This is a genomic window from Pseudomonas helmanticensis (assembly GCF_900182985.1).
Classification (GTDB): domain Bacteria; phylum Pseudomonadota; class Gammaproteobacteria; order Pseudomonadales; family Pseudomonadaceae; genus Aquipseudomonas; species Aquipseudomonas helmanticensis.
Window position 1 is genome coordinate 1,209,654 of the sequence record NZ_FXUY01000002.1, and the last position, 26,016, is coordinate 1,235,669.

The window sequence follows — 26,016 nt, forward strand, 5'->3', positions numbered from 1 at the left end:
GAGAGAGACTACAGCGTGCCAGTAATCTGTCTTGACGCGCCAACTTTTGCAGCAACTTCCGTAAGACCGATACCACACTTTCCTGATAATAAAGGCTGTCATCGGTTATTAGAGAGTTAGCACTAAACTGCGCCTTTAGCGGGCGCTTTAATATCGTTTTTTTTTGATCATTTGCGCGCCCCTGCGGCCGAAAATTCGATTGATGGAAATCCGCCGTCGGTCAGAAGGTCTTGCGCGGGCATTAAGATATATCTTAAGTTGTATCTAAACACGACGAGAGAGAAGGAAAAATGAGAGACCATCATTCCCCCCACCGCGAACACGGCGACGGCCGTGACGGCTTCGAGAAGCGCCCCGGCCGCGAACGCGGCGGTCGTGGCCCCCGCGTGTTCGCTCCAGGCGACTTGAAATTGCTGCTGCTGGCGCTGATCGCCGAACAGCCGTGCCACGGCTATGACCTGATCCGCCAGATTGAAGGCATGTTCGATGGCGCCTACAGCCCGAGCCCCGGTGTGATCTACCCGACCCTGACCTTTCTGGAAGAAAGCGACCTGATTGCCGGCGACGCCGAGGGCGGCAAAAAACGCTACAGCGTCACCGACGCCGGGCGTTTGTCCTTGAGCGAACAAGCCATCGCCCTCGACGGCGTACGCATGCGCATCGACGTCAGCAAACGCTCACTGCGCGGCCATGATCGGCCGGCAGAAATTCATGAAGCGGTGCACAACTTGCGCCACGCCCTGCAAATGCACCACGGGCGCTGGAGCCCGGAAGAAATCCTGCGTGTGCGTGACCTGCTCAACGACACCGCCAAAGCCATTGTCGACGGCCCTGCCGTTCAATCTGCCCAGGAGAAAGCCGAATGACCGCAGTCGATACCCAAACCATTCACCGCGTGATGCACGAAATCAAACGCCGCAAGCTTGAAGTGCTGCGCGTGGTCGACCTGACCCCGCGCATGCGCCGCATCACCCTTGGCGGCCCGGAGTTGGCCGGATTCATCAGTCTGGGCACGGACGATCACGTCAAATTGCTGTTCCCGCAGAACGCCGAGCAGGCCGCCGCACTGGAGACCATGGTGCTCGGCGCCGGCAAGGACGACGGGCCGAAACCCGAAATGCGCGACTACACGCCGCGCCGGTATGACCTCGATGCGCTGGAGCTGGACATCGATTTTGTCCTGCACGGCGACGGCCCTGCCTCCACTTGGGCAGAACAGGCCAAACCGGGACAGTTCCTGCACATCGGCGGCCCGCGCGGCTCGATGATCGTCCCGGACATTTTCGACAGCTATCTGCTGATCGGCGATGAAACCGCCCTGCCCGCCATCGCCCGACGTCTCGAAGGCATGGCGGCCAATCGCAAGGCACTGGTGGTGATCGAAGTGGAAAACGGCGCCGAACAGCAAGTGCTGGAGAGTGCAGCGCAGGTCAACGTGATCTGGGTATTGCGCGAAGGCGGTAAGGACAATCTGCTGACCACGGTGAAACACTTGCAGGTGCCGAAGGGCAATCTGTATGCGTGGGTCGCGACGGAGACCAAGGTTTCACGGCAGATTCGTCGGGTGCTGATCGACGAGCATGGGCTGGATGAGCAACTGATCAAAGCGGTCGGCTACTGGCGCGCCGAAGGCACTCCCGAGGAGGACTGAGCCCCCCCGTAGGAGTTGCCGCAGGCTGCGATCTTTTGACTTTGATTTTTCAAAAACAAGATCAAAAGATCGCAGCGTGCCGCAGCTCCAGGTGTACGCATCCAATGTAGGAGCTGCCGAAGGCTGCGATCTTTTGACTTTCATCGCCGAGTTCGGTCAAGGCCAATCAACAGCAGTCCAATCAGCACAAATCCCAGCAATATCCCCCCGGCATTGATGAACACCTGTGGATAACCCAACTGGCTAACACTGAGAAACCAATACGGATAAGCGCTGAGCAAATGCCCACGCAGCAAAGCATAGGCAAAGTACAAGACCGGGTAAATCAACCAAAGCGGCACGTGCCGAAGCTGCAAGGTTCCCTTGGGTACGCAGCCCCACCAATAAACGAGGTACACCAACGGCATGATGTCGTGCAGCAGTTCATCGGCAACAATCTGCACCCCTTCGGGCCGGAACAGGCTGCGCAACAACACGTTGTAGCCCAGGCTGACAACAACAATGCTGACAGCAATCCCACTGCTTACCCACGGTTGCAAAAACCAGCGGCGCGCAGCGGATTCTCGCTCAGTGACGGCGCAGGTCAGCACCGTTGCAACGCCAATGTTGGTCAGCACCGTGAAATAGCTGAAATAGCTCATCAGGCCGCCCATCAGGCTGCCACCACTGCTCAAGCGGTAATACAAAACCAGATACATCTGAATGCCCAATCCTGCCCAGCCCAATACGGCTGCGCAGGTGATCAGGCGTTGGCGCCCGACGGCGTCCACCTCAGAGCGGTCGCTTGGTGCGCATCAACTTCACGTACAGACGTTCGACCTTTTCCCGCGCCCACGGGGTTTTGCGCAGAAACGTCAGGCTCGACTTGATGCTCGGATCGCTCTTGAAACAGCGGATATCGATGCGCTCGGCCAGCCCCGACCATTCGTAATGGGCCACCAATGCGTTGAGGATCTGTTCGAGGGTGACGCCGTGCAGCGGATCGGGGGTTTGGTCGTTCATGCCAGGCCTTTGGGCGAAGTGAAAATGCAGAAGCCGCGCACCTTAGCCGAGGGGGTGGTTGGGTGGAAGGCCTTCCTTTCAAATGTAGGTCAAGGTCAAAAGATCGCAGCCTTCGGCAGCTCCTACACGTGTACGCATTTCAATGTAGGAGCTGCCGAAGGCTGCGATCTTTTAGCACTGTTACCAAATCCGAAAGGATGCATGTTCACAAAAGGCCTTTGTCTTTTTGTAACAGATCATTATCCTGCCGCCCTTCTGCTGAATCGCTTCACTGCCTGCGACATATTGAAGCGCTCGAATTGCACCCCGAAAACACCAAAAAAAGACTTATCCATGCCCGATTTTTCCTTCTCCCGAGACAGCGCTATCTCAACCCTGCGCGCCATCGGTGTCTGCACCGCCCTCGGTCTGGCCACTTGCGCCCAAGCGGCCCCCGCGTTCGACAGTGAGTCACCGTACATGCTCGGTGACTGGAACGGCACGCGCACCGAACTCTCGGAAAAAGGCTACGACTTCAAACTCGATTACACCGGCGAAATGGGCAGTAATCTGCACGGCGGCTACGACCATGATCGCACCGCGCGTTACAGCGATCAGTTCGGTCTGGGCACGCACCTCGATCTGCAAAAGATCCTCGGCTGGGACGACGCCGAGTTTCAACTGACCATCACCAAGCGCAGCGGCAACAACATCAGCAACGACCGCATCAACGATCCGCGCGTTGGTGGTTTCACCTCGGCGCAGGAAGTCTGGGGCCGTGGCCAGACCACCCGCCTGACGCAGATGTGGTATCAGCAGAAATTCTTCGATCAGAAACTCGACATCAAGGTTGGCCGTTTCGGCGAAGGCGAAGACTTCAACAGCTTCCCGTGCGACTTCCAGAACCTCGCGTTCTGCGGCTCGCAGGTCGGCAACTGGGTCGGCGGCATCTGGTACAACTGGCCGGTCAGCCAATGGGCGATGCGCGTCAAATATCACCTGACCCCAGAGTTGTACGCACAGGTCGGCGCCTACGAACAGAACCCGTCGAACCTTGATCGCGGCAACGGCTTCAAACTCAGCGGCAGCGGCACCCAGGGCGCGATCCTGCCGATCGAACTGGTGTGGACGCCGAAACTCAACGGCCTGCCGGGCGAATACCGCGCCGGTTACTACTACAGCAACGCCAAAGCCACTGACGCTTATAAAGATCAGAACGGCCAACCGGCGGCCCTCAGCGGCGAAGCCTACCGCAGCGCGTCAAGCAAACACGGGGTTTGGCTGGGTATTCAGCAGCAAGTCACCAGCGTGGCCAGCGATAACAGTCGCGGTTTGAGCGTGTTCGCCAACGGCACCATGCACGACAAGAAAACCAACGCGATCGACAACTACGTGCAGGCCGGCATCACCTACAAAGGCCCGTTCGATGCGCGCGCCAAGGACGACATCGGTTTCGCCCTCGCCCGCGTACACGTCAACCCGGCCTACCGCAAAAACGCCGAAGCGACGAATCAGGCCAACGCCGTTTACGACTATGACGATCCGTCCTTCCTGCCGCCGCAAGACACCGAATACAGCGCCGAGCTGTATTACGGCGTGCATGTAACCAACTGGCTGACCGTACGCCCGAACCTGCAATACATCCGCCACCCCGGTGGCGTGAACAACGTCGACGACGCCCTGATCGGCGGGATCAAAATCCAGTCTTCGTTCTAAAGCACACCACGGATCAAATGTAGGAGTGAGCCTGCTCGCGATAGCGGTGTTTCAGGCGACACCTCCAGAGACTGACACACCTCCATCGCGAGCAGGCGAAGGCCTACAAATGAATTTCGTTAGCTAGACAAGTTTTTATCTGAACCATGCCCACGCTCAATCGTCATCTACAGTGACTACTGCGCGGGACTATTTGAAACGTCACGGAGAATCACACTATGAGCACCGAAAGTGCTTCGAGTCGAAGCCGTCTGTTACCGAGCCTGCTCGGCATTCTGCTTCTGCTGATGGGCCTGGCCATGTTGGCCGGTGGGGTCAAGCTGAGCATGCTCGGCGGCTCGCTGTACTACCTGCTGGCCGGTATCGGCATTGCGCTGAGCGGCATCCTGCTGCTGATGCGCCGCCGCGCCGCGCTGAGCCTGTACGCTATCGTCCTGTTTGCCAGCACCGTTTGGGCGCTGTGGGAAGTCGGTCTGGACTGGTGGCAACTGGTGCCACGTCTGGCGCTGTGGTTTGTCCTCGGCTTCGTGATGTTGCTGCCGTGGTTCCGCCGTCCGCTACTGCTTGACGGCCCGGCGCCAATGGGCACTCGCGGCCTGACCGTGGCCGTGGTTCTCGCTGGTCTCACCGCGCTGATCAGCCTGTTCACCCACCCGGGCGAAACCTTCGGCGAACTGGGTCGCGACACCGCAGACACCACCAGCACCGCGCCAGCCATGCCCGATGGCGACTGGCAAGCTTACGGCCGCACCGAATTCGGTGACCGCTACTCGCCGCTGAAGCAGATCACCCCGGCCAACGTCGGCAAGCTGCAAGAAGCCTGGCGCATCCAGACCGGCGACCTGCCGACGGCGGATGACCCGGTCGAGCTGACCAACGAAAACACCCCGCTGAAAGCCAACGGCATGGTCTACGCCTGCACCGCGCACAGCAAAGTGTTGGCGCTGGATCCGGACACCGGCAAAGAACTGTGGCGCTTCGACCCGCAGATCAAGAGCCCGGTCGGCTTCAAAGGCTTCGCCCACATGACTTGCCGTGGCGTGTCGTACTACGACGAAGCCGCGTACGCCAAAACTGAAAACGCAGCCTCCGCGGTGATTTCCGAAGCCGGCAAAGCCGTTGCTCAGGCTTGCCCGCGTCGTCTGTACCTGCCAACCGCTGATGCCCGCCTGATCGCCCTGAACGCCGACACCGGCAAGATCTGCGAAGGCTTCGGCAAAAACGGTGTGGTCGACCTGACCCAAGGCATCGGCCCGTTCACCGCTGGCGGCTACTACTCCACCTCGCCAGCCGCGATCACGCGTGATCTGGTGATCATGGGCGGTCACGTGACCGACAACGAATCGACCAACGAGCCATCGGGCGTGATCCGCGCCTTCGACGTGCACGACGGTCACCTCGTATGGAACTGGGACAGCGACAAGCCAGACGCCACCGAGCCTTTGGCACCGGGTGAAACCTACAGCCGCAACTCGGCCAACATGTGGTCGCTGGCCAGCGTCGACGAAAAGATCGGCATGGTTTATCTGCCACTGGGCAACCAGACTCCAGACCAGTGGGGCGCTGACCGCACCCCGGGCGCCGAGAAATTCAGCGCCGGTATCGTTGCTCTGGACCTGGCCACCGGTAAAGTGCGCTGGAACTACCAGTTCACCCACCACGACCTGTGGGACATGGACGTTGGCAGCCAGCCAACCCTGCTCGACATGAAAACCGCCGACGGCGTGAAACCGGCGCTGATCGCTCCGACCAAACAGGGCAGCCTGTACGTCCTCGACCGTCGTGACGGCACGCCGATCATTCCGATCAAGGAGATCCCGGTCCCGCAAGGCGCCGTGAAAGGCGACCACACCGCACCGACCCAGGCCCGTTCGGACCTCAACCTGCTGGCCCCGGAACTGACCGAAAAAGCCATGTGGGGCGCGAGCCCGTTCGACCAGATGCTGTGCCGCATCCAGTTCAAAGAACTGCGTTATGAAGGCCAGTACACCCCGCCGTCGGAACAGGGCAGCCTGATCTACCCGGGTAACGTGGGTGTGTTCAACTGGGGCGGCGTCTCGGTCGATCCGGTTCGTCAGATCCTGTTCACCAGCCCGAACTACATGGCTTTCGTTTCGAAAATGGTGCCACGCGAGCAAGTCGCCGCCGGCAGCAAACGCGAAAGCGAAACCGCTGGCGTGCAACCGAACACCGGCGCGCCATACGCCGTGATCATGCACCCGTTCATGTCGCCACTCGGCGTACCGTGCCAGGCCCCGGCCTGGGGCTACGTTGCCGGTATCGACCTGACCACCGGCAAAGTCGTGTGGAAACGCAAAAACGGCACCAGCCGCGACAGCTCGCCAATCCCGATCGGCTTCACCTTGGGCGTGCCTAGCATGGGCGGCTCGATGGTCACGGCTGGCGGCGTCGGCTTCCTCAGCGGCACCCTCGACCAGTACCTGCGCGCGTACGACGTGAACAGCGGTAAAGAGCTGTGGAAATCGCGTCTGCCTGCGGGCGGTCAAGCGACCCCGATGACTTACACCGGCAAGGACGGCAAGCAATACGTGCTGTTGGTTGTCGGCGGTCACGGTTCGCTGGGCACCAAAATGGGCGACTACATCATTGCCTACAAACTGCCGGAATAAGCTTCAACGGCGGTAAAAAAAGGCGATGCCCCGCAAGGGACATCGCCTTTTTTGTGCCCACCCAATATCCAAGGAGCTGCCGAAGGCTCGGGCCGCGTTCGGACGATCTTTTGACTTTGATTTTTAAAAGCCAGATCAAAAGATCGTCCGAACGCGGCCCGAGCCTTCGGCAGCTCCTACAGGGTGAAATATGTTGGTTTGTGAGAAATGTGCTTGTCCTACAAATGCTGGTAATTGTGCGGAGTTTTTCCCACAAGTCGCGTCGGTTGTGCCTCGGAAGTGGGGTGGCTAGGCTCTGAGGGTCGCTGCAAATTCAGCGAACGGGCGTCGCGGCCCGAGCAGTTCATTCGATTTAATGCATAATCGCCGACCCAAACGGGAGCGCTCAGGTGCTTGTTGTTTGGTTTGATGGTGGCTGTGCGTGGGATACCTTCGGGTATGCCGAGATTGCCGAATGGCTCGGTCCGCGAACCTGCGTACAGCTGCCACCCTTTGTCGCGTCGCGGCGATTGAGAGTGACAGCCCCACTTATCATTCGGAGCTTCACCATGATCAAACCAACATCCAATCCGCCCGCAGACGACACCACCCCCTACGAATTCCCCGGCTCAAAAAGATTCCACGACGCCGCCGAACGCGCCCTCGACCACTACCTCAAACCCAACGCCCTAACCCTGCGCTTCCACAAACCCAGCACCATGTTCCAGGTCGCCCCCGATCAAGACAACGAAAGCCTGCTGGTCCACGCCTGCGAATCCCTGGCCCAAGCCAGCCTCATGACCAGCGACATCGCCGCCTACATCGAACTGCCGCAGCGGCGCACGATTCTGGCGATCCAGCAAATCATCATGCTCGCCGAACTGGCGGTGAATCGCGCACTGGATAACCACGAAATATCCCAACCCCCCACCCACAACTGAAAAGCCCCTCACCCTAACCCTCTCCCGGAGGGAGAGGGGACTGACCGAGGTGTTTGGGCGAGATACGCCGACGTGCAATACCGAGCCGAACTCACATTCTGAAAAGCCCAAAAACCGGCCCCCTCTCCCTCGGGAGAGGGCCGGGCGGGCGGCGTTCCGATGAGGGGCGAACCCACCAAAAAACCAAAGCCAAACACCCGCTCTTCACCACTCAATAGGCCGAGTGTCAGCTCGCCTGCTCTTGATCTTGATCCACGAGCGACGTCGGAAGGCTGAGTGGAGGGATTGATCCGGGGGTGGGAGCGCAGCGACCGTTTGGCGCAGCCAAACACAGCGAGAGGAGGTGCAGCGCAGCAAACCGTAGGCGCTGCCCCCCGGATCGATCCCGCAGCGAAGGAACCCCGAGCCCCAGCGAGCGGGCCGCACGCAGGAGCAAGCCTTTTCGGTTACCTTTTCGGCGTCTGGAAAAGGTGACTCGCCGTAAGGGCGAAACCTTAATCCGCCATCACCAAAAAAACGGATATACACACCAACCCCAAGAACATGGTCGGCCCAAAGGCTGCCAAGCCCAAAGCGTGACGCCTGTCAAAACCCTGAACACACAAGCAGAAACATCCCCTCCCATTGAAACCACCGAAAGCCTGCCCCATCTAAGACCCATACCCCATTGCGCAGGTGCCCCATGAGCGACCAGCAAGAATTCCCCGATCACCCCGACGACTACACCCAAACCGACCACATCGAACACACCTCCTCCGGCAAAGGCCTCGCACTGCCAGGCCAAAACCTGCCGGACAAGGTCTACATCATCCCGATCCACAACCGCCCGTTCTTCCCGGCGCAAGTCCTGCCGGTCATCGTCAACGAAGAACCCTGGGCCGAAACCCTCGACCTCGTCAGCAAATCCGAACACCACTCCCTGGCCCTGTTCTTCATGGACACGCCCCAGGAAGACCCGCGTCACTTCAACACCGGCGCCCTCCCCGAGTACGGCACGCTGGTCAAAGTCCATCACGCCAGCCGCGAGAACGGCAAACTGCAGTTCGTCGCCCAGGGCCTGAGCCGCGTGCGCATCAAAACCTGGCTCAAACACCACCGCCCACCGTATCTGGTGGAAGTCGAATACCCGCACCAGCCGACCGAGCCGACCGACGAGGTCAAGGCCTACGGTATGGCGCTGATCAACGCGATCAAGGAACTGCTGCCGCTCAACCCGCTGTACAGCGAAGAGCTGAAAAACTACCTCAATCGCTTCAGCCCCAACGATCCGTCGCCGCTGACCGACTTCGCCGCCGCCCTGACCTCCGCCACCGGCCCCGAGCTGCAAGAAGTGCTCGACTGCGTGCCGATGCTCAAGCGCATGGAGAAAGTCCTGCCGATGCTGCGCAAGGAAGTCGAAGTCGCGCGCCTGCAAAAAGAGATCTCGGCGGAAGTTAACCGCAAGATCGGCGAGCATCAGCGCGAGTTCTTCCTCAAGGAACAACTCAAGGTCATCCAGCAGGAACTGGGGCTGACCAAAGACGACCGCAGCGCCGACCTCGAACAGTTCGAACAACGCCTTGAAGGCAAAGTCCTGCCGGCGCAGGTGCAGAAACGCCTCGATGAAGAAATGAACAAACTGTCGATCCTCGAGACTGGCTCGCCAGAGTACGCGGTCACCCGCAACTACCTCGACTGGGCCACCTCGGTGCCGTGGGGCGTCTACGGCGAGGACAAACTCGATCTCAAGCACGCGCGCAAAATCCTCGACAAACACCACGCTGGCCTCGACGACATCAAGGATCGCATCCTCGAATTCCTCGCCGTCGGTGCTTATAAAGGTGAGATCAGCGGCTCCATCGTGTTGCTGGTCGGGCCGCCGGGCGTGGGTAAAACCAGCGTCGGCAAATCCATCGCCGAATCCCTCGGCCGGCCGTTCTATCGCTTCAGCCTCGGCGGCATGCGCGACGAAGCCGAGATCAAGGGCCACCGCCGCACCTACATCGGCGCACAGCCGGGCAAACTGGTGCAGGCGTTGAAAGACGTCGAAGTGATGAACCCGGTGATCATGCTCGACGAGATCGACAAGATGGGCCAGAGCTACCAGGGCGACCCGGCCTCGGCGTTGCTGGAAACCCTCGACCCGGAACAGAACGTCGAATTCCTCGACCATTACCTCGACCTGCGCATGGACTTGTCGAAAGTCCTCTTCGTCTGCACCGCCAACACCCTCGATTCGATCCCCGGCCCATTGCTCGACCGCATGGAAGTGATTCGCCTGTCGGGCTACATCACCGAAGAAAAAGTCGCCATCGCCAAGCGTCACCTGTGGCCGAAATTGCTGGAAAAGGCCGGCGTGTCCAAGGGCAGCCTGGCCATCAGTGACAGCGCGCTCAAAGCCTTGATCGACGGTTACGCCCGTGAAGCCGGCGTGCGTCAGCTTGAAAAGCAAATGGGCAAATTGGTGCGCAAAGCGGTGATGAAGCTGATCGACGACCCGAAAGCGGTGATCAAGCTCGGACCGAAAGACCTCGAAGCGTCACTGGGTCATCCGGTGTTCCGCAACGAACAAGTGCTGTCCGGCACCGGCGTGATTACTGGTCTGGCCTGGACCAGCATGGGCGGCGCGACGTTGCCGATCGAAGCGACGCGGATTCACACGCTCAACCGTGGTTTCAAACTCACCGGGCAACTGGGTGATGTGATGAAGGAATCGGCGGAGATCGCCTACAGCTACGTCAGCTCGCACCTGAAACAATTCGGCGGTGACGCGAAGTTCTTCGACGAAGCCTTCGTCCACCTGCACGTACCGGAAGGCGCGACACCGAAAGACGGCCCGAGCGCCGGCGTGACCATGGCCAGCGCCCTGCTTTCGCTCGCGCGTAATCAGCCGCCGAAGAAAGGCGTGGCGATGACCGGTGAACTGACGTTGACCGGGCATGTGCTGCCGATTGGCGGGGTACGCGAGAAGGTGATTGCGGCAAGAAGGCAGAAGATTTTCGAGTTGATTTTGCCGGAGCCGAATCGGGGGAATTTTGAGGAGCTGCCGGATTATTTGAAGGAGGGGATTACGGTGCACTTCGCGAAGAAGTTTGCGGATGTGGCGAAGGTACTTTTCTGACCGGTAGCCCGTAGCCCCTCACCCCAGCCCTCTCCCCGAGGGAGAGGGAGCCGACCGAGTTGTCTTGCGCTATACATCGACCTGAAAGACCGAGTCGATTATGGATTCAGCGATTTATTTCAGGTCGGTGTCTTTCTAAAATATCCCGCAATCGGTCCCCTCTCCCTCTGGGAGAGGGCTAGGGTGAGGGCTTGGCGTTGTCACACTTTGTCTCATCTTCAGTTATGCTCGCCGTTCGTCGCCAACGTCGGAGCCGCTGACCCTATGTCCCCCACTCGCCTGTTTCTCCCCCTCGCCCTCTCGCTGCTGGCCGCGTGCGCCACGCAACCGAAACACAACGTGACCGTGGAAAAACAAAGCGAATGCCCGGTACGCCTGACCAACGGGCAAAACCTCATCATCATGCTGCCAAGCAATCCAACCACCGGCTACCGCTGGGCCATTCAGGATTCCGCCGGCGGCGTGCTGCGCGCGCTTAGCCCAGAGGTTTACAGCAATCCGGAAGATGCCGGCGTGGTCGGCGCAGCGGGGCTTTCAACCTGGCGTTTCCAGGCGTTTGCTGCCGGCACCGGACGTTTGCGCCTGACCTCGCAACAACCATGGGCGCCAGAAGTGCTGCCAGTGGAAACTTTCGACTGCGCGATCTCGGTGAACTGATCGTGGGCTGGCTGATTCTGGCGCTGATGGGCGCGGTGACGTTTCTCTACGGTCTCAGCACGCATGCGGCGCTGCTGTGCTTGTTGGTTAAGCCGTTGCCGGTGCTGGCATTGCTTGGCTGGCTGCACGATGCGCCGCCCAGCGAGTATCGCCGCTGGATCAGTCTCGGTCTGATTTTCTCGCTGCTCGGTGATGTACTACTGGCGTGGCCAGTGGATTTGTTTGTGTTTGGCCTCGGCGCGTTTCTGGTTGCGCATCTGGCTTATCTGAAGGCTTATCTGAGTGACTGCAAGCGTCTGGCGATTCTGCCGTTGCTGCTTTCCCTCGGAGTTGGCGCGGTGCTGCTGGGCCTTCTGATTTCCAGCGGTCTCGGGCCTTTACTGGTTCCGGTCATCATCTATGGCGCGGCAATCAGCGCGATGCTCTGGCGCGCCCTCGCCCGCCTCGGCACCGACGTGCCCAAGCGTTCGGCGTTGTTGGCGGCGGGTGGTGCGTTAGCGTTTGTGTTTTCGGATAGCGTGATCGGCATTGATCGCTTCGTATCGCCATTCCATGCCGCCCCGTACGTCATCATCCTCAGCTACTGGCTCGGCCAGTGGGGCATCGCCGCTTCCGCGTTCTCCCAAAAACACCGCTAACCCTGTGGCGAGGGGATTTATCCCCGTCCGGCTGCGCAGCAGTCGTAAAACCTGCGCACGCGGATTGCCTGACACTCCTTGATGACTGGTTTTGGGGCTGCTTCGCAGCCCATCGGGGATAAATCCCCTCGCCACGTCGGACAACCCAAGCATCCCAGCGCCCTTTTGGCTAAAATGCCGGCCTTTCCATTTACACCGCCGGAACCGCCGTGAGCAAAGAACCCGATCGCATTTTCGCCAAGCCTTTGGCCCAGGTACCCGACTTCGCCTTCAACGAAGACGTCGTGCGGGTGTTCCCGGACATGATCAAGCGCTCGGTGCCGGGTTACCCGACCATCGTCGAAAACCTTGGTGTACTCGCAGCGCAGTTCGCTCAGCCAAACAGCGTGCTTTACGATCTCGGCTCATCGCTGGGCGCGGTCACTCAAGCGCTGCGTCGCCACGTGCGCACCGACGGTTGCCGCGTTATCGCTGTGGATAACTCGGCCGCCATGGTCGAACGCTGCCGCGAATACCTCAACGGTCAGGATTCGATGTTTCAGGAGCTGCTGCCGGTCGAAGTCATCGAAGGCGACATCCTGGCCCTTGAGTTTCATCCCGCCTCGGTGGTCGCGCTGAACTTCACCCTGCAATTCATCGCCCCGGATCAGCGCACCGCGTTGCTCTCGCGCATCCGCCAATCGCTGCTGCCCGGCGGCGCGCTGATTCTCTCGGAGAAGCTGCGTTTCAACGATACCGAAGAGCACGCGCTGCTTACTGATCTGCACGTCGCCTTCAAACGCGCCAACGGCTACAGCGAACTGGAAATTGCCCAGAAGCGCAGCGCCATCGAAAACGTCATGAAGCCCGACAGCCTCGAAGAACACCGCGAACGCCTGCTGGCCGCCGGGTTCTCGAAAGTCGTGCCGTGGTTCCAGTGTCTTAACTTTGCCTCGTTGATTGCCTTGCCATGATTGATCTGTCCCCCCTCGCCCGCCGTCTGGCCGGCACGCCGCTGGCCGAATGGGCCAACACCCTGCAAGCACAACTCGACAAGAAAATGGAGAAGGGCCACGGCGACCTGGAGCGCTGGCAAAGTGCGCTGGATGCTTTGCCGAAGATCCAGCCGAGCGAAGTCGATCTGCTCAACGGCCTGAAGCTCGACACCGATTGCGACGACGAAACCCGCGCACAAATGCGTACTGCGTTGATGGGCCTGTCGCCGTGGCGCAAAGGGCCGTTCGATCTGTTTGGCGTGCACGTCGACACTGAATGGCGTTCGGACTGGAAGTGGTCGCGTGTTGCTCCGCATCTGGATCTGAAAGGCAAACGCATCCTTGATGTCGGTTGCGGCAATGGCTATTACATGTGGCGCATGCTCGGTGCCGGGGCGAACAGCGTGATTGGCGTTGATCCAAACTGGCTGTTCTTCTGCCAGTTCCAGGCGGTGCAGCGTTATCTGTCCGAGCCGAATGCCTGGCACTTGCCGTTCCCGTTCGAAGACCTGCCGCCGAATCTCGAAGGCTTCGACACGGTGTTTTCCATGGGCGTGTTCTACCACCGCCGCTCACCGATCGAGCATTTGCTGGCGCTGAAGGATTGCCTGGTCAAGGGCGGCGAACTGGTGCTGGAAACGTTGGTGGTGGAAGGCGACAAGCATCAGGTGCTGGTGCCGGAAGACCGTTATGCGCAGATGCGTAACGTCTGGTTCCTGCCGTCGGTGCCGGCGCTGGAATTGTGGCTGCGTCGCGCAGGTTTCACCGATATTCGTTGTGTGGACGTCAGCACCACGACTGTTGAAGAGCAGCGCGGTACCGAGTGGATGAAGTACCAGTCGTTGAGTGACTTCCTTGATCCGGAAGACCACAGCAAAACCATCGAAGGTTTGCCGGCACCGATGCGTGCGGTGATCGTCGCCAAGAAGTAACCCAACCTCCCAAACACCGCGGTGAATTCACCCCTCACCCCAGCCCTCTCCCCAGGGAGAGGGAGCCGATCTTTGGGCTTTTCAAAACCTGAGTTCAACTCGATAACTCAGGTCGGCGGATCTCGCCTATTCAATCCGGTCAGTCCCCTCTCCCTCCGGGCGGTCCGACGTTTCGGGAGGGTTAGGGTGAGGGGCTTTTTGCTCTGCGGGCGCGGAAGAATTCGGTCAGCACCGCGCCACATTCCTCGGCCAACACCCCGCCTTCATACAACACCCGGTGATTCAAAAAGCCCTGGGTAAAAAACTGCCCCTGGCTCTGCACAATCCCTGCCTTCGGCTCCAGCGCCCCATACACCACGCGCGCCACCCGCGAATGCACGATCAAACCGGCGCACATGCTGCACGGCTCCAGCGTCACATACAGCGTGCTGCCCGGCAGCCGATAGTTATCCAGCGCCTGCGCGGCCGCACGGATCGCGACCATTTCGGCATGGGCACTCGGGTCGCTGGCACTGATCGGGCAATTGAAACCGCGACCAATGATCTCGCCATCCTGCACCAGCACCGCGCCTACCGGCACTTCGCCGAGGGCTGCGCCTTGCGCGGCGAGGGCGAGGGCCTCGCGCATGAAATCGCGGTCACGGCTGCGGTCGATGATCGCCGCAGGGCGAATCTGGCGCATCACTTCACCTCGATGGCGGCCATCAGGCCGGTTTCCATGTGGTCGATCACGTGGCAGTGGAACATCCACACCCCCGGGTTATCCGCCACCAGCGCCACTTGCGCGCGCTCGTTCTTGCCTAGCAGGTAAGTGTCGGTGAAGTACGGAATGATCTTGTGCCGGTTTGACGCAATCACCTTGAAGCTCATCCCGTGCAAGTGGATCGGGTGCTGGTATTGAGTCATGTTTTTCAGTTCGAAAATATAGCTTTGGCCCAGCTTCAGGCTGGCAATCGGCCGATCCGCACACGTCTTGTCGGTGATGTCCCAAGCCTTGCCGTTGATCTGCCACAGGCTCGGCGGCTTGCCGTTATCAACGTTGACCGACACCGAACCGACCCATTCGAAATTGAAGTTGAGTTTCTCGGCATTGGCCAGATCCGGCTCGGCCACCGGGTTGGCCGGCAGGGCTTTCGGCCAGTCAGTCGGCGCGTCGGTATTGGCCACAGAACGCAGCGTACCCAGACGCACCGGGCCGTTGCGCAGCGACAATTCTTCGCCAGCGGCCGGCGCTTTGATCGCCAGGCAAATGCGCATTCCCGGGCCCAGCCAATATTCCTTGCCCAGCGGTCGCGGCTCGACCGGGTTGCCGTCCAGCGCATAAATCTGTGCTTCGACCCCGGGAATATTGATGCGATACGTCAGGGTGTTGTCGAGGTTGAGCAAACGCACCCGCGTGATCTGCCCGGCCGGCAATTCGATCACCGGCAGCGGCACGCCATTGATCGTCGACAAACGCCCCGCCGTACCACCACGCGCCGCTTCACGAGGAATGCTGAACTCGACGAAATTGCCTACGTCATCGATGTGCCAGTTCTTCAGGCTCAAGGTCTTTTCATACACGAAACCGGTCGGCTCGCGTTCTTCGATGATCAGCGGCCCGACCAGCCCGCGCCCCAGCTCTTCGCTGCTGCTGACATGCGGGTGATACCAATAGCTGCCGGCATCCGGCACGCGGAATTTGTAATCAAAGTATTCGCCGGGCAATACCGGCAATTGCGAGACGTACGGCACGCCGTCCATCTCCAGTGGCAGACGAATGCCATGCCAGTGAATGGTGGTCGCCACCGGCAAATGGTTGATGAAGCGCACGCGCAGCCATTCACCCTGACGCACACGCAACTCGGTACCCGGCGCCGACGGGCCGAATGCCCAGGCTTCGGTTTTATGTCCGGGCACCAGCTCCACGTCCAGCGGCGCGGCAATCAGCTCGTAATCGTGGCCCGCTTCAGCATCGGCCATCTTGCCCAGCCAGTAACGCGACGCGCCACCGGCCCCCACGCCAACCACTACAAGACCGGCCAGACCACCGAGTATTTGTCGACGGGTAAAAGACATGAACTCAACCACCTCACGTATCAGCCACGGGCGTCAGGCCCGCAAAAGGCAAATACGATACACCTGCAATTGCGAAACAGTAAGGGCGGCGCGGCGGATGGACGCAGTCGCGCCCGCGCCATACAGCATTTTGATCGTACGCAGAGCATAACTATGTAGTGCACAGTCCTTGAGTGAACAGGTCATCCTGCGACACCCGTTTCTCAAGGATAGAGAGCATGAACGCACCAGCCCCCCTGCCCAATGCTGCCGACAAGGCTGCGCTTGAGGCCATTGCCGCTACCGTCATCCAGAACTGCCCCAGCCTGCTGGATGAGGCGCATCAGGTCGCCAGCGACTTACTAAAAAAACATGAGATCAACGGACTGGATCCGGATCAGGTCTACTTTCATCGCTTCGATGCTTCGCAAAGCAGCGCCAAAGCCTTTACTGGCTGGGAGCATGTGCACGCGACGCCCACCTCGACCATGACCCTGACCGAACTGGTGATCCACCGATTTCGCGTCGCCGATCAGGACAATGCCGATCTACTTGACGTGTACGGTGGTTTTTATACCGCAGGCCCGGGCGCCGGCACCTTCAATGAATCCAATGAAGTGCGCCTGCACGGAAGCGCGGTGCTGAAGGAATTCTGGAGCGCCGACTTCAGCTCGTTATACAGCGAAAAACTGACGGCATTCTGGAGTACCTCGAACAGCCATTTCCGCACATTGGCCAAATGCAACTTCCTCGTCAAAGCCGTGCAGGCACGCGACCAACGGCGATTGAGCGACGAAGACTTCCAGTTCGTCACGCAAGCGGTCATTGGCACACTCACTTGGCCTGTCAGCCTGCAAATGCTACAGGCCGCTCACCCTTGTAGCGGTAACGTCTTCACGCTAGACATTGACGGCTACTTCGCCATCAATGCGCTTCGGTTTATCGCTGCGAAGGGACGACAGATCGTTTATCTGCCAGGCGACACGGAGCCCTTCCAGGTATTGGAAAGTGCTACCGACATGCACTACTGGGTGCTGCTGCGGATGAACAACAACGCTACCCGGCAGAGATTGATGTCACATTTCTCCCTCGCTGACCGTCAGCAGGTCAGCGATAACCTCAGCGATCTGATGAACCGCCTGGTGAAAACCTGGGGCGTCTACGACCACTCAATGATCAACGGGCAAAGCCGCGCGATCGAAGGTGACGTCTTCACCTGGTTGAGCGATTCGACCCGCGATGCCATGTTCGCGGAGGCCAGCCTTTCGTTGACCTCAAACGGCGATCTGCGCAAGCAACTGTGGATCGGTTATCTCAGCGCAGGTGTCAAAGTATTTGGCCCGATGGCAGTGGTCGGATGGCCGATAGCGCTTCCAGTGATCGGCGCCAGCATTGCCGGCATGGGTTTGAACATCGATCAGGCGGTCAACGGAAAAACCACCGCGCAACGCAAGGCCGGGATCCTCGGTGCAGTGCTCAACGGCATCGACATGCTGTTCAATCTCCTGGTGCTCAAAGGGCCAGGGGCATTGACGGAGATCGGCCCTGAGGTCGATGCCGCAGAAGCTCGGGAAATGGCCGATCTGACTGGCGAATCTCCTGACATCGAACAACCCCCGCCTACTCCTGCGCAATTGCTCCCCGAGGCGATGGATTGGCCACAGATCAACACCCGGCCGCTGAGTTCCGCGTCATCGCTGGAAGACATCCCGCGACCGCCGGTACCGCAACACTGGCAAGCCAACGAGCTGTTGGAAGGACTGACGCCGGGCAGCGAGCCCGGCAAGCTTCAGGGGATTTACCTGCTCGACTCCACGCCCTCCACCGCCATCATGATCGATGACTGCGCCTACTACGTACGTTACGAGTCCGACCTCAACGGTGGTGGGCACTGGGCCATAATCGACCCGGAAAGCCCTGACAGTTTCACCCGTTCGGTTGCCGTACGCCTGAACGCCCAGGGTGAGTGGGAAACCATGCCGCGTGGCGGTCTCAAAGGTGGCGGAAAGACACCGCGCAGGTTGGATCCAGCACGCAACGTCAGCCCGTCCCAGCGCCGACCAGTGCACTGCCGGCATCGGAATACGACATGCCCGCTGCCCTGAAATCGCATCTGCAGCAAGGTGCTGCGGGGCTCGACGATGAGGCACTGCGCGATGTCTACGACAGCCTCAACGCGTTCGATGCCTACCGTGATTTCAAGGTCATCAGAAAACGTCTCTACCACGACGCGCTGCGGTTCTTTGCCACGCTGCAACTACCCGCTCGTCCTCCCATGCCGGTCCTGGCGGCGGATGCCTCTGCCGAGGAGATCATTGACAGGATTTTGCAACATGCCCGAGGGTTGGTCATCGGTGAAAGTCATACCGCCATTGGCAGTAAACAGTGGCTGATCGAAAACATGGAGTTACTCGCCAGCAAACAAGTGAAGACCCTGTACATGGAGCATCTGCTGACCGACTTTCACCAGGCGGCCCTCGACGAATTCTTCAGCACCGGGGTCATGCCCAGCGAGCTCGAGTCCTACCTCAACGCACTTGATGTCGGCAACATGACCGATCCGCTGCAGCGCTACACGTTTCTTGAACTGGTCAGGGAAGCCCGAAATCAAGGCATCCATATTCAGGCCATTGATTGCATGGCGAGCTACCGGCTTTACGGCATGGAGATCACCACCGCCCAGGCCCTTGCGATCGACGAGACAGCACGGCAGAAAATGATGAACTACTTCGCAAGGTCGGTCATTCGCGCCGATCAGACTGTGCGGGGGGCGCACAAGTGGGTGGCACTGATGGGCAACTCACACTCGAACACCTTCGACGGCGTTGCCGGCGTCAGTGAGCTGGAGGAAGCCATCGGCATTCGTGTCGAGGATGTCGCCGAAGGAGTATCACGTGGCATCGAAGTCGACCCGGGGAAAATCCTCCCTCTGGGCGGTACCGTGTTTGACCGCTCCGCACTGGTGCGAGGCGACCTGCGGCTACAAATGGAAACACCGTGGATCGCACAAACCATGGCGGAATTCGAAACGCTGCTGCCGCGTTACGGCATGTACTCCTTGAAACAACAACCCAACATGACATTTATCGTGCATCGCAGTCGCAGCAAAGAACTGGTGCGCACCATTATTGAAAATGACGGGAGACGCTTCTACATTGAACGCCCGCGCTGGCCTTCGGTCAGCGGCAAACGCTATGACAGCATCAAGACGTTGCTACAGGGACTGGATGAAATGGGCATGAGCCTCGCAGGCTGGTCGAAGCCGCTGTAACGCAGACACAAAAAAGCCGTGTGAAATCGAATTTCACACGGCTTTCGGTGACAGCGCTCAAGCCATCAAGGCTTGTGCGGGATCATTCCCACTCTATTATCAATTAGCCATAAAACGTCAATATTTTCGGGTGAATATCAGTACGTTTTTATGCAGTACCATTGAAAATACCATTTAGCTCTTGTTTATTGCATCCTCTATGGGCAGGAGCGCTGAATGTGCGGTGTCCCGGCTAAACGCAAGGTTCAACTGGCGCAAAAAAATTTTAAGCTCAGCTTCGCTGCCGTCCCGCTGCACCTCTCGAAGTAGCGCGGCGACATAGCGGGGGTCAGTGCGGAAGATTTCAGCCAATACCTCGTCATGGGACCGGTCTTTCATTCCAATGAACCTGTTATGTATCGAGGACCAATAGCCCCTCCGTCCTGATGAGCATCCCCCGGCACCAAAGCTCTCTCGCCATTTTACAGACCGGCGAGTAAGCTCAACGCTAGAGGCCAAAAGCCATCCGAAAAGATAAGCGGCAAAGGACGAATGATTAAGGATGACCAGTGTACCGTCACCGTTGACCCCAGACCAGTTGGCCGCGCACTCCCTGCTATCCGAGCTCCGAACCCGCATTGCCGTGCAGCCGCTACCATACCAATATGGGATTGAGACACGAGCATTGGAGAGCCTGTGGGAAATCTTTGGGCTGGCCAGAAATGTTATGAAAGCATTCCCTGGGTGCAAAGTTTTTTCACAAATCACCACGGACATGCTGAACACTGAACTTCGCCCAGTGACGGCGAAGTGGCATAGGGCGCATCAAGCCGGAGTGTTGGACTCAAAAGACGGGGCCAATGAATTTCGCATAGATCTTAATGCTCTAAGAGTTAAACTGATTGATTTCTGCGAACAGTTACAACTGATGGCCTATGGTGGAATTTGCAAGGATAAGATTACCCCACCAGTAGTAAATTTTGACGACTTGGAAAAATGCTTCATCCCGATAGAATTCGGTATTCCGAATGATACAGTTGGAAAGGTAAATAATTTCTGCGATATAAACACATCAGAAGCTGCTGAAATTCAATCCCGCCGAAAACATTACAGCATAAATAAAACTGAAAAAACTGACGCAGTTGGCTTATCGCTATCCGGAGGGGGTATCCGATCAGCGACATTTTGTCTCGGTGTCGTCCAAGTATTATCTGAAAAAAAGCTAATGAAAGACTTCGACTATCTTTCAACCGTATCCGGAGGCGGATACATAGGAAGCTTTATCACATCAACACTTAGTCAAAAAGAAGGCTACGAGGCAATAAGCAAGCCATACGGTCCAGACACAGACCCAGTCCGCCACATCAGACAAAACGCAAAATATTTAAGCGCTGCAAATTTAAAGCAACGATGGATGATGGTAACGGGGGCCCTAGCAGGACTTATACTAAACCTATCAGCACCGATAGGCATAATTGCAGCTATAGCTTTAATTAGCAATTATACTTCCATGCTAAACATCCCAAATTTTTGGCTTTGGATTGCTGGAGTTTCCGGTGGTGCTAGTATAATCGGAATAATCTCCTACGGTATAGGTTTGCGTTTCGGATGGGGTGCCAAAGCCGGAAGTATTATAGTTGCTGTAGGCTCAGGCACCATAACAATCGCACTATTAACGTTCATAGTAAGCAAGGGATATGATTCACTGGGGAAGGTCACCTCCGATAACTGGAAGACTGCAACTTACTTAGCCGCGCTAGCATTTGCAATCCCATTGATAGCGAAATTTATACCAATATTTAATAGCCTCCGCGCTAAAAACATACTTCTAAAATATTCCTTAATTTTAGCTGCTGTTATCGTCCCCCTAGTCTCACTTGCACTACTGTACAGTTTCAGAGCAGTGGGAAGTCTCTCCCAGGTTTCGACAATCTCTTGGCTTAGCGGGCAAGTGCTGCTTATATTAATTATTGCAACCTGTTCCATTATTTCACTATGCCTGAACATAAATCTGACCGGCCTACACAAACTTTATAGAGACCAGCTCGCAAAGACATTTGTGGAAAATGATAACAAATCTGACGATCTGCCATTGGAATTTGTCAACACCAGTTATAGAGCACCGTATCATTTAATCAACACGACTGTAAACTTACCCTCTAGCAAAAATCGCACTCTTAGAGATCGACGTGGAGATTTCTTTATTTTTTCAAAACATTGGTGCGGTTCAGCAGCGACCGGCTATTCCTCTACAGGCCAATGGAAAAGTAACGGTGCCGCAGTTGATCTAGCGACTGCAATGGCTATTTCCGGGGCAGCAGTTTCGCCCCAGATGGGCCCTAACTCTGTTTCTAGTGTGTCGGCACTGATGACATTATTGAACATAAGGCTGGGCTATTGGATAAGTAATCCTAAAATCGCAAGCAAGAATTCTCCCGGCTTTTTATGTCTTCTCCGTGAAATGACCGGCATCGGCATGAATGAAAATAATCCTTGGCTGAACCTCTCAGATGGCGGACATATTGAGAACATGGGCCTCTATGAGCTTCTCCGCCGCCGTTGTAAATTTATCGTGTGCGTGGACGGTGAGGCCGATCCGCGCTCAACATTTGAGGGACAATTGACATTAGTTAGGCACGCTCAGATTGATTTTGGTGTACGACTTGAACCGAGGCTTGATGACATCCGGCTTGATCCAAAGTCAACCCTTAGTAGAACTCACTCTCATCTTCTAAGAGTTCACTACCCTGACGCAGGGCCAGGGAAGCCGGAAGCTATTGGTCTGATGCTATACCTAAAACTATCGTTGACCGGAGACGAAACAGAACTGCTTAAGCGTTATCGCTCCATAAGCCCCGACTTCCCGCACGAATCTACTTTAGATCAATTTTACACTGAAGAGCAATTTGAAGCCTATAGACAGCTTGGGGTACACGTAGCGGAAGGAGTTTTCTCCAAAGCATTGTTGGACGAAAACACGACCCCTGCCGATGTCAGAGAGTGGTTCAAACAATTAGCTAAAAACATGCTCGAATCCGCTGATAATATTTAATCCAAAAGAATGCCCGAGCAATCCCGGGCATTTTGTAAAAAATCATCCTCAAAAAACCTTAAACCGTCACCTTATTATTTTCCGCCGAATAACGAGACTTCGCCAATTCGAAGTCATAAGGATCCCCATATAATCGATTGGCGTCATATTCACGTTCTAGATAATCAATTAGAGGCTGCGCCTGATGAAGCGGAAATTTACGATGATCTCTTCCATTAGCGTACCCCAGATCCTTAAGTATTTTTTCTGGAATTACAACCGCACCTGCGCCAAAGTAAAAAAAATAATCCGAAATTAAAACAACGTCAGTTTGCGTATCATTTTTTATATTGTGTGGATTAGGCGAGCCGTCTGGAAAGCTGTGATGCGAGTTAAGCTGCTGCCAGTTACCATCCTTTTTCCAATAGATGTTGTCCCCTACAATCATTTTCTTACTGCCATTTCTCAACGGTTTTTTATCTTTATATAAAGGATTGCTCCAATAACCATCAAAAGTTTCCGAATGAGAGACCTTCATTGCAAAAATACACTTACCAGTAGCCCTTAGTCTCCCTCCCCCCATCCCGACGATCCAGTCATTCACCTTGGCCACTCTTCGAGTACGAGGCTTACAGGTAGCTAACGTACAAAGACCATGGAACGGATTCGGAGCAAAACCAAAATCGCGATCCACTACATACATATATACTTTCGTCATCGCTAGCACTCTGAGTTCGCTGCTCCATTAACAGTGTCACGCACAGTTCCATCTGGATTTTGGAAAGCATTCTCCCCGGCATCAATAGCGCTCATAATACTATCTGAGTTCCAGCCAACTATTGCGGACGCATACTTCTCCAAACTTGCAGGTATATCCGACTCTTTGCCTCCCTGCTCGTAAACCCCCACAATCCGCTTACCCTGAGCGTGCGCTTGATCAATTTCCCAATTCACCCAAGGGCGCTGGTGTGTCTGCTGGCCAATCAAAACAACAACTGTTGATGCCCAGGAGACTTTCATTCGAAGAAGCCGCCTTATTGTCGATTCCCTGACCATTCCTTTATCAAGTCTTTCTTGGTTAGCAGGTTTGGCACGAATTGAGCTATTACGAATATCCCAACCCTTCGACCCAAGCAATTTGGCAAACTTGTCAACTAGCGCGTCGTCACGGTGGTGGTGACTTATAAACAAATGCCTACGACTTCCAGATTTGCTCATTACCGTACCCCTCAAGGTTATCCATAACTTAATAAACGAGGAATCAATAAAACAAGAACCGCTTTAAACCATGCTAGACTCTTCACCTTCAGCATAAGTTATAGACCTAGAATCCTGATCGATGAGTAATCGAGCACCATTAGATTTCAAAACTTTACGCCAAACTTCAAACCCGAGAAGAATAGCCTTCTGCCACTCTCCCGGCGAGCGCGCCTTCACTTCCAAAAGAGAAGTAACACCTTTGATAGTACGTAAGAGCTTATAGTCAAGCGCCGTTACCCCTTCAAGCCAATTGTGCTCTTTCGCATAATCGAACACGAGAGCAACAACAGCCTCATCTATAACCTGTGCGCGCCCTCCATCTTGCACTTCATCAATATCAGGTGCACTTTTTCTCTTACGCTTCATAAGACTACGGATCACGGGCGACCACCCCAGAACTGCGATATAGGCAAGGTGAAATACATCATGAAATCGATAGCCGTCAGGATCATCTGCATTGTCAGTTAGATAATCCCCAATTTGCACATCGTTCATTAGCATTCTTATCTTAACTTTACCCTCAACATTGACCTCATCCAACTTAATCTCAAATTTTCTAGGCAATTTTTCTTGTTCTGGAAAGCTTTCGTCAAATACCGTGGCACTGGTGTCGCCGTGTCCCCAACGCCCATTAGCCTTTTCTAGGTTTTTCTGCGCCACATCTTCAAGACTGAGCCCAGACTTTTCGGCCACGTTCGCGATATACCAAAGCAAATCGCCCAACTCCTCACAAATCTTTTCTTTAAACCGCAAATGCGAATCGCCGTCTCGCAGACGTTTTTTATATTCGCTAAGAAGCTCTCCTGTTTCGCCGGCCAAACCAAGCAACGGAACCATCAAGTCAATCCCCGCTGCTCCTGCACTCTTTGAAGGAACACGATCAGTTAATTGAGCAAGCTGCTGATAATAGTTAAAGTCCATTTTTAACACTCCAAGTTCAACGCTGCCTGGGTGGTAGCGCGAAAAGATGATCGGCCCTCTGAAAACTCAAGCGATCTAAAATCTGCAGCAACCCGGTCATTGATCCCCCATTTAGGTGGATACCATGGCATGTCCAACGAGCCAGTCGGAGAAAACTTCTGTTTAATACGAGTACGCCCTGAGACACCTAAAATCTCTGGATGAGCAACACGGGCGTACTTATCAACTTCGCAAAAAACGTTCTGACAATCTATTAGCTGAAGTGGCCTTCCCCACAATGAGTCAAACTCAATACCCAAGCGTTCAAATTCACGCTCCTGATTTTCAGCCATCATCCGTATTAGTTGAGCTTCATCGACCCCGGCTGTAGTTTTGAAGCATTTTTTTAAACCATCTAGAGCGCCAGGCCCAGGCATTACGAATTCCATTTCTGAAAAACATGTGACTTCAGAATAATTTATATCAGTCACAAATTGATATGCCAAAAAATTGCCGATAGTAGGATAGCTTCGGATGATTTCAAATGCTTTTTGCATATTGCCCAAGCCATGCAAAATTTTCGGAAGTTTTTCATCCATCATTCGTTCAAGCAGTTTGAGATGATTCTGATGCTTCGATGGATATCCAAATGCGGAACTCCCCGGAGGCATGATGTATGCGGCCGAGTAAATCCGTCCCCCTGCATGCATAGCTCGGCTTAGGACTCTATCGTATGTATCAAAACTATAACTTCGATACGTAATAGCTCCAATCTCTCTTTCCAAAAGCTCCCAAGTTTCGATTTTATTGAAAAACTTGAACAGCAGGATCCTGAAAACCACCTCCTCTGGAGAGTCGCAAAGATCAGTGCGATAAATTACATTCCTTATTAAATATTGGCTAACTCGATCTGAGGCGCGGTATGCGTTTGTGAACTTATGAGCCAAAATAACAGGATCAAAAGTCCAAGGCCCAGAAGATCCAATCAATCTTTTCCTAAAAACTTTTTGACGCTCAGCAGCAAACCTCCAATAGCTTTCATATACTGGAGTCACCTCAAGTTTTTTAGACACCTCAGATGTGCTACTTTGAACATTTGAGCGCAACTCAAAATACTTACCGTCGAACTCAATTGCAACCATCACGCGCCATCTCCATTGTGGTGGACTCGCCGTGGCGAATCGAGGCATCACCTACCAATATACTCTTCCCTGCATACAAGCGTGCGACGTAATCTGCAACACTTCCAGCCGAACCTTCCCATCATGTGCACCCTGTAAAAACAGCACGTAACTGCCTCAGCGCCGATTCACATCGGTTCCAGTACACCATCGCGTTC

The 26,016-nt window shown here is 56.0% G+C and carries 22 protein-coding genes; 13 read left to right on the plus strand and 9 right to left on the minus strand.

From position 1 onward, the window contains the following. Window positions 1-290: 290 nt before the first annotated feature. Window positions 291-866, plus strand: a complete 576-nt coding sequence (locus QOL84_RS28200) for a PadR family transcriptional regulator (protein ID WP_283439346.1) — start codon at window positions 291-293, stop codon at window positions 864-866. After that, a complete protein-coding gene (locus tag QOL84_RS28205; protein ID WP_283439347.1) occupies window positions 863-1,651 on the plus strand; it encodes a siderophore-interacting protein in 789 nt (262 codons plus the stop codon). Before QOL84_RS28200 ends, QOL84_RS28205 begins: the two co-directional genes overlap by 4 nt. Window positions 1,652-1,791: 140 nt before the next feature. Here QOL84_RS28205 and QOL84_RS28210 read toward each other — a convergent pair whose 3' ends face one another. Beyond that, window positions 1,792-2,421 (minus strand): Pr6Pr family membrane protein, encoded by a 630-nt coding sequence (locus QOL84_RS28210; RefSeq protein ID WP_283439348.1) that lies wholly within the window; start codon window positions 2,419-2,421, stop codon window positions 1,792-1,794. A gap of 1 nt (window position 2,422) precedes the next feature. Continuing rightward, the gene (locus QOL84_RS28215; RefSeq protein ID WP_129395362.1) at window positions 2,423-2,653 is read right to left on the minus strand and encodes a VF530 family protein; all 231 of its coding nucleotides are present in this window, start codon (window positions 2,651-2,653) and stop codon (window positions 2,423-2,425) included. 333 nt (window positions 2,654-2,986) lie between these two features. Between QOL84_RS28215 and QOL84_RS28220 the strand changes: the two genes are divergently transcribed. From QOL84_RS28220 to cmoB, 8 genes are all read left to right on the plus strand, one after another. Beyond that, entirely contained in the window at window positions 2,987-4,348 is a 1,362-nt protein-coding gene (locus QOL84_RS28220) for a carbohydrate porin (RefSeq protein ID WP_283439349.1), read from the plus strand. Window positions 4,349-4,566: 218 nt separating this feature from the next. Continuing rightward, on the plus strand, window positions 4,567-6,978 hold the full coding sequence (locus tag QOL84_RS28225; protein ID WP_283439350.1) for a glucose/quinate/shikimate family membrane-bound PQQ-dependent dehydrogenase: 2,412 nt from the start codon (window positions 4,567-4,569) through the stop codon (window positions 6,976-6,978). Between the two features lie 548 nt (window positions 6,979-7,526). Further along, window positions 7,527-7,898, plus strand: coding sequence for a DUF6124 family protein (locus QOL84_RS28230; protein WP_283439351.1), 372 nt, complete (start codon window positions 7,527-7,529; stop codon window positions 7,896-7,898). Between the two features lie 682 nt (window positions 7,899-8,580). After that, entirely contained in the window at window positions 8,581-10,998 is a 2,418-nt protein-coding gene (gene lon / locus QOL84_RS28235) for an endopeptidase La (RefSeq protein WP_283439352.1), read from the plus strand. A gap of 264 nt (window positions 10,999-11,262) precedes the next feature. Then, window positions 11,263-11,655 carry a protease inhibitor I42 family protein gene (locus QOL84_RS28240; RefSeq protein ID WP_283439353.1) on the plus strand — a complete coding sequence of 131 codons (393 nt, stop codon included), beginning with the start codon at window positions 11,263-11,265 and terminating at the stop codon, window positions 11,653-11,655. A gap of 2 nt (window positions 11,656-11,657) precedes the next feature. Continuing rightward, window positions 11,658-12,293 carry a lysoplasmalogenase gene (locus tag QOL84_RS28245; RefSeq protein ID WP_283439489.1) on the plus strand — a complete coding sequence of 212 codons (636 nt, stop codon included), beginning with the start codon at window positions 11,658-11,660 and terminating at the stop codon, window positions 12,291-12,293. Between the two features lie 209 nt (window positions 12,294-12,502). Continuing rightward, on the plus strand, window positions 12,503-13,246 hold the full coding sequence (gene cmoA / locus QOL84_RS28250) for a carboxy-S-adenosyl-L-methionine synthase CmoA (RefSeq protein ID WP_283439354.1): 744 nt from the start codon (window positions 12,503-12,505) through the stop codon (window positions 13,244-13,246). Beyond that, a complete protein-coding gene (gene cmoB / locus QOL84_RS28255; RefSeq protein WP_283439355.1) occupies window positions 13,243-14,199 on the plus strand; it encodes a tRNA 5-methoxyuridine(34)/uridine 5-oxyacetic acid(34) synthase CmoB in 957 nt (318 codons plus the stop codon). The genes cmoA and cmoB overlap by 4 nt, the downstream gene beginning before the upstream one ends. 181 nt (window positions 14,200-14,380) lie before the next feature. Here the strand turns inward: cmoB and tadA are convergent, their stop codons facing one another. Beyond that, window positions 14,381-14,881: a tRNA adenosine(34) deaminase TadA gene (tadA, locus tag QOL84_RS28260; RefSeq protein ID WP_129395371.1), complete on the minus strand. Its 501-nt coding sequence runs from the start codon at window positions 14,879-14,881 to the stop codon at window positions 14,381-14,383. Continuing rightward, window positions 14,881-16,257, minus strand: a complete 1,377-nt coding sequence (locus tag QOL84_RS28265) for a multicopper oxidase family protein (protein WP_283439356.1) — start codon at window positions 16,255-16,257, stop codon at window positions 14,881-14,883. The genes tadA and QOL84_RS28265 overlap by 1 nt, the downstream gene beginning before the upstream one ends. 218 nt (window positions 16,258-16,475) lie before the next feature. Here QOL84_RS28265 and QOL84_RS28270 point away from each other — a divergent pair, with 218 nt between their 5' ends. Together QOL84_RS28270 and QOL84_RS28275 are read left to right on the plus strand one after the other, a co-directional pair. Next, window positions 16,476-18,341 (plus strand): dermonecrotic toxin domain-containing protein, encoded by a 1,866-nt coding sequence (locus tag QOL84_RS28270; protein WP_283439357.1) that lies wholly within the window; start codon window positions 16,476-16,478, stop codon window positions 18,339-18,341. Beyond that, entirely contained in the window at window positions 18,326-19,507 is a 1,182-nt protein-coding gene (locus QOL84_RS28275) for a membrane-targeted effector domain-containing toxin (protein ID WP_283439358.1), read from the plus strand. Before QOL84_RS28270 ends, QOL84_RS28275 begins: the two co-directional genes overlap by 16 nt. A 174-nt stretch (window positions 19,508-19,681) precedes the next feature. Here the strand turns inward: QOL84_RS28275 and QOL84_RS28280 are convergent, their stop codons facing one another. Continuing rightward, on the minus strand, window positions 19,682-19,885 hold the full coding sequence (locus tag QOL84_RS28280) for a hypothetical protein (RefSeq protein WP_283439359.1): 204 nt from the start codon (window positions 19,883-19,885) through the stop codon (window positions 19,682-19,684). 328 nt (window positions 19,886-20,213) lie between these two features. On the opposite strand from QOL84_RS28280, the gene QOL84_RS28285 reads away from it, so the two are divergent. Beyond that, window positions 20,214-22,538, plus strand: coding sequence for a patatin-like phospholipase family protein (locus QOL84_RS28285; protein ID WP_283439360.1), 2,325 nt, complete (start codon window positions 20,214-20,216; stop codon window positions 22,536-22,538). Between the two features lie 58 nt (window positions 22,539-22,596). Here QOL84_RS28285 and QOL84_RS28290 read toward each other — a convergent pair whose 3' ends face one another. From QOL84_RS28290 to QOL84_RS28305, 4 genes are all read right to left on the minus strand, one after another. Further along, window positions 22,597-23,235, minus strand: coding sequence for an Nmad2 family putative nucleotide modification protein (locus tag QOL84_RS28290; RefSeq protein ID WP_283439361.1), 639 nt, complete (start codon window positions 23,233-23,235; stop codon window positions 22,597-22,599). Between the two features lie 2 nt (window positions 23,236-23,237). Then, window positions 23,238-23,735 carry a TIR domain-containing protein gene (locus QOL84_RS28295; protein ID WP_252886761.1) on the minus strand — a complete coding sequence of 166 codons (498 nt, stop codon included), beginning with the start codon at window positions 23,733-23,735 and terminating at the stop codon, window positions 23,238-23,240. A 63-nt stretch (window positions 23,736-23,798) separates the two neighbouring features. Beyond that, window positions 23,799-24,698: a nucleoside triphosphate pyrophosphohydrolase family protein gene (locus QOL84_RS28300; protein WP_283439362.1), complete on the minus strand. Its 900-nt coding sequence runs from the start codon at window positions 24,696-24,698 to the stop codon at window positions 23,799-23,801. Between the two features lie 2 nt (window positions 24,699-24,700). Further along, window positions 24,701-25,819 (minus strand): nucleotide kinase domain-containing protein, encoded by a 1,119-nt coding sequence (locus QOL84_RS28305; protein ID WP_283439490.1) that lies wholly within the window; start codon window positions 25,817-25,819, stop codon window positions 24,701-24,703. Between the last annotated feature and the right edge of the window lie 197 nt (window positions 25,820-26,016).